Source organism: Selenomonas sp., from assembly GCF_052169755.1.
In the GTDB taxonomy this organism is placed as follows: Bacteria; Bacillota; Negativicutes; order Selenomonadales; family Selenomonadaceae; genus Selenomonas.
Map to the genome: position 1 here is coordinate 1 of NZ_JBQNBV010000195.1, position 2,934 is coordinate 2,934.

Annotated in this window: 3 protein-coding genes; all 3 read left to right on the forward strand. The window is 55.0% G+C overall.

What is annotated here, in order from left to right; genetic code table 11:
* The first annotated feature begins 45 nt into the window (after positions 1 to 45).
* The 3 genes from ACTTKG_RS10175 (at position 46) to ACTTKG_RS10185 (ending at position 2,855) form a co-directional block, all read left to right on the forward strand.
* Positions 46 to 1,443 (forward strand): NAD(P)/FAD-dependent oxidoreductase, encoded by a 1,398-nt coding sequence (locus ACTTKG_RS10175; RefSeq protein ID WP_442674087.1) that lies wholly within the window; start codon positions 46 to 48, stop codon positions 1,441 to 1,443.
* A gap of 79 nt (positions 1,444 to 1,522) precedes the next feature.
* A complete protein-coding gene (locus tag ACTTKG_RS10180) occupies positions 1,523 to 2,386 on the forward strand; it encodes a response regulator (RefSeq protein WP_442674085.1) in 864 nt (287 codons plus the stop codon).
* Between the two features lie 4 nt (positions 2,387 to 2,390).
* Positions 2,391 to 2,855, forward strand: a complete 465-nt coding sequence (locus ACTTKG_RS10185) for a chemotaxis protein CheX (RefSeq protein ID WP_442674086.1) — start codon at positions 2,391 to 2,393, stop codon at positions 2,853 to 2,855.
* Positions 2,856 to 2,934 lie beyond the last annotated feature (79 nt).

The window sequence follows — 2,934 nt, forward strand, 5'->3', positions numbered from 1 at the left end:
TGTAGAAGAGTGAATTTTCGCATCCGGCAGACGGGAGGCGACAAGGTGAAAAAATACGATGTCGCTATTGTGGGCGCGGGACCGGCGGGCGTTTTTGCAGCGTACGAGCTGGCAGAAAAGAAGCCCGATCTTTCCATCGTCGTCATAGAGAGCGGCAACGATATATACCATCGCTGCTGTCCGATTTCAGCGGGCAAGGTTAAGAGCTGCATCGGCTGCAAGCCTTGCAGCATCATGCGCGGTTTCGGCGGCGCGGGCGCCTTTTCCGACGGCAAGTACAACTTCACGACGCAGTTCGGCGGCTGGCTTGGCGAGTACATCAGCGCGGCGGAGGTCATGCGTCTCATTGAGTATGTCGATGCGATCAATATGCGCCACGGTGCGCCTGCGAAGGTGTTCAGCACGAAGGGCAGCCGCATCGGCAAGCTTGCCTTGGAGCATGATCTTCATCTTTTGGAAGCGAGCGTGCGCCATCTCGGCACGGAAAACAACTTGAAAATGCTCGAAAAAACTTACGAGTACATGAAAGAGCGCGTTGAGTTCCGTTTCGGTGCGTCCGTCAAGAACATCCTATCCGACGGCGAAGGGGAAAATGCCCTGGCGTTGGAGAGCGGCGACCGAATCGCCGCTGAGTATCTCGTCGTCGCGCCGGGGCGTTCGGGCGCCGAATGGTTCTCCGAGGAATGTCGGCGGCTGCGCGTCGAGCAGAAGAACAATCAAGTTGACGTCGGAGTGCGTGTCGAAGTGCCTGACGAGATCTTCGATCACATTACCTCGGACGTCTATGAAGCGAAGCTTGTCTACCGTACGAAACGCTACGGCGATTCTGTGCGCACTTTTTGTATGAATCCGCACGGGCATGTCGTCATGGAAAATACGGGCGGTATCATGACGGTCAACGGTCACTCGTACAGCGACCCGAAGATGCAGAGCCGCAACACAAATTTCGCCCTCTTGGTGTCGAACCACTTTACGGAGCCGTTCAATGAGCCGCATAAGTATGGCAAGAGCATCGCTTCTTTTTCCAACATGCTCGGCGGCGGCATCATCATGCAGCGTTACGGCGACCTCGTTCAAGGCAGGCGCACGAACGCGCACCGTATGAGCCACAGCTTCATGGAGCCGACGCTCCATGCGACCCCGGGCGATCTCTCGCTGATTTTGCCTAAGCGCCATCTTGACAACATCATGGAGATGGTGCAGGCGCTCAATGCGGTTGCGCCGGGCATGACGAACGACGACACGCTGCTCTATGGCGTCGAAGTTAAGTTCTATAGTTCACGCATCGTGCTTTCCAACGAGCTTGAAACGCGTCTTAAAAATGTCTTTGCCGTCGGCGATGGCGCCGGCGTCACACGCGGTCTTTCGCAGGCGGGTGCAAGCGGCGTTCACGTCGCCCGCGTCATCCTCTCGCGCATGGGCGCAGATAGAGAAAATGCTTAATCTTTTAATGACTTTAGCCGATAGGATAAATGTAGAGGGATATGTTCTCTTATCGGGCGGAAAGAATAGGGTGAGCTTAGTGAATAAAGTTAAAATTATGATTGTCGACGATTCGCGCGTCAGTCAAGCGATGCTTGAGGGCATCCTCACGAAAGCGGGTTTTGATGTCTGTGCCATCGCGAGCAATGCCGCCGAGGCTGTCGAAAAATATAAGGAAACGCGTCCGGCTGCCGTGACGATGGATATGAATCTTCCAGACGCCAACGGCATTGAGACGAGCCGCCGCATCCTCGCGATCGACCCTGACGCCATGATCGTCATGATCAGTGCAATGAAGGATGCGAGCCTCATGACGCAGGGGCGTGAAGCGGGGATTCATGCGTTCCTGCAGAAGCCCGTGAAGCCCAATGAGATCATCGATATACTGATTATTCTTTGCCAGAAGAGGACTGGCGCCATCGCCATGCTGCGCGACTCTTATGTAGAAACTTTCGCACAGGCGTTCCAACGCAGTTTGTTCAGTCTGCTCGGGGTGGAGAGCGAGGTGGAGGTCTCCATCGATGAAAGCCCCTATCTGACGATTCAGGGCATCGCCGTCATCATCGGTCTTACCGGAGCGCCGATGGGACGCGCCGTCGTCCACATGGATGCAGAAACCATGCGCCGCTTCGCGCTGCGTATGCTCGCGATGGAGGAGCATGACGACATTGCGGAGGACGAGATCAACGATTCGGTCGAAGAGTCGGCGAACATCATCGTCGGACGCGGCGTCTCGAAGGTCAATGACATCTTTCGCGATAAGGAAATGCGCTTGACGCCGCCGGGTACGATCAGCGGCGCGAATATCCGTATTGCCAACCCGAAACTCACGTCGTTTGAGGTTGTCGCTAAAACGGACATCGGCGATATTTGCCTGAATCTTGGATTTGCGGAAGGGGAGTAAAAGTATGGATGCAAAATTGGTCAATCCTTTTATTGACGCTTTTACCGCCGTCATGCCGCAGATCGGCTTTCCTGAGCCAAAGCGCGCCAAGGTCACGGTCAAGCAGAAGAACGCCGTAAGTCTCGGTGTTTCCGTCATCGTCGGCTTCACGAAGCAGATTCGCGGCAACGTCGTTTACAACATGACGGAGGATACGGCGAAGTTCATTGCTTCCACAATGATGATGGGTATGCCCGTCGACAATTTCGACGAGATGGCGCAGAGCGCGATTTCTGAATTAAGCAATATGCTGACAGCGAACACGGCGACGCATATCGCGGGATTGGGGCTGGAAGTTGACATCTCTACGCCTTCGCTTTCCATCGGCGAGGACTTCCAGATCAAGATCAGCAGCTCGGGCTACCTTGCCGTTGATATGGACCTCGGGGGACGTGTCGTCGAGCTTGATATATCCGTTGCGACGACATAAGGGCGTTTACTGTGAAAGTCTAAGAAGCCGAGCCAAAGGCGCAGGCTGATGGGGTAACTTTCCTTAAGGCGTGAGGATA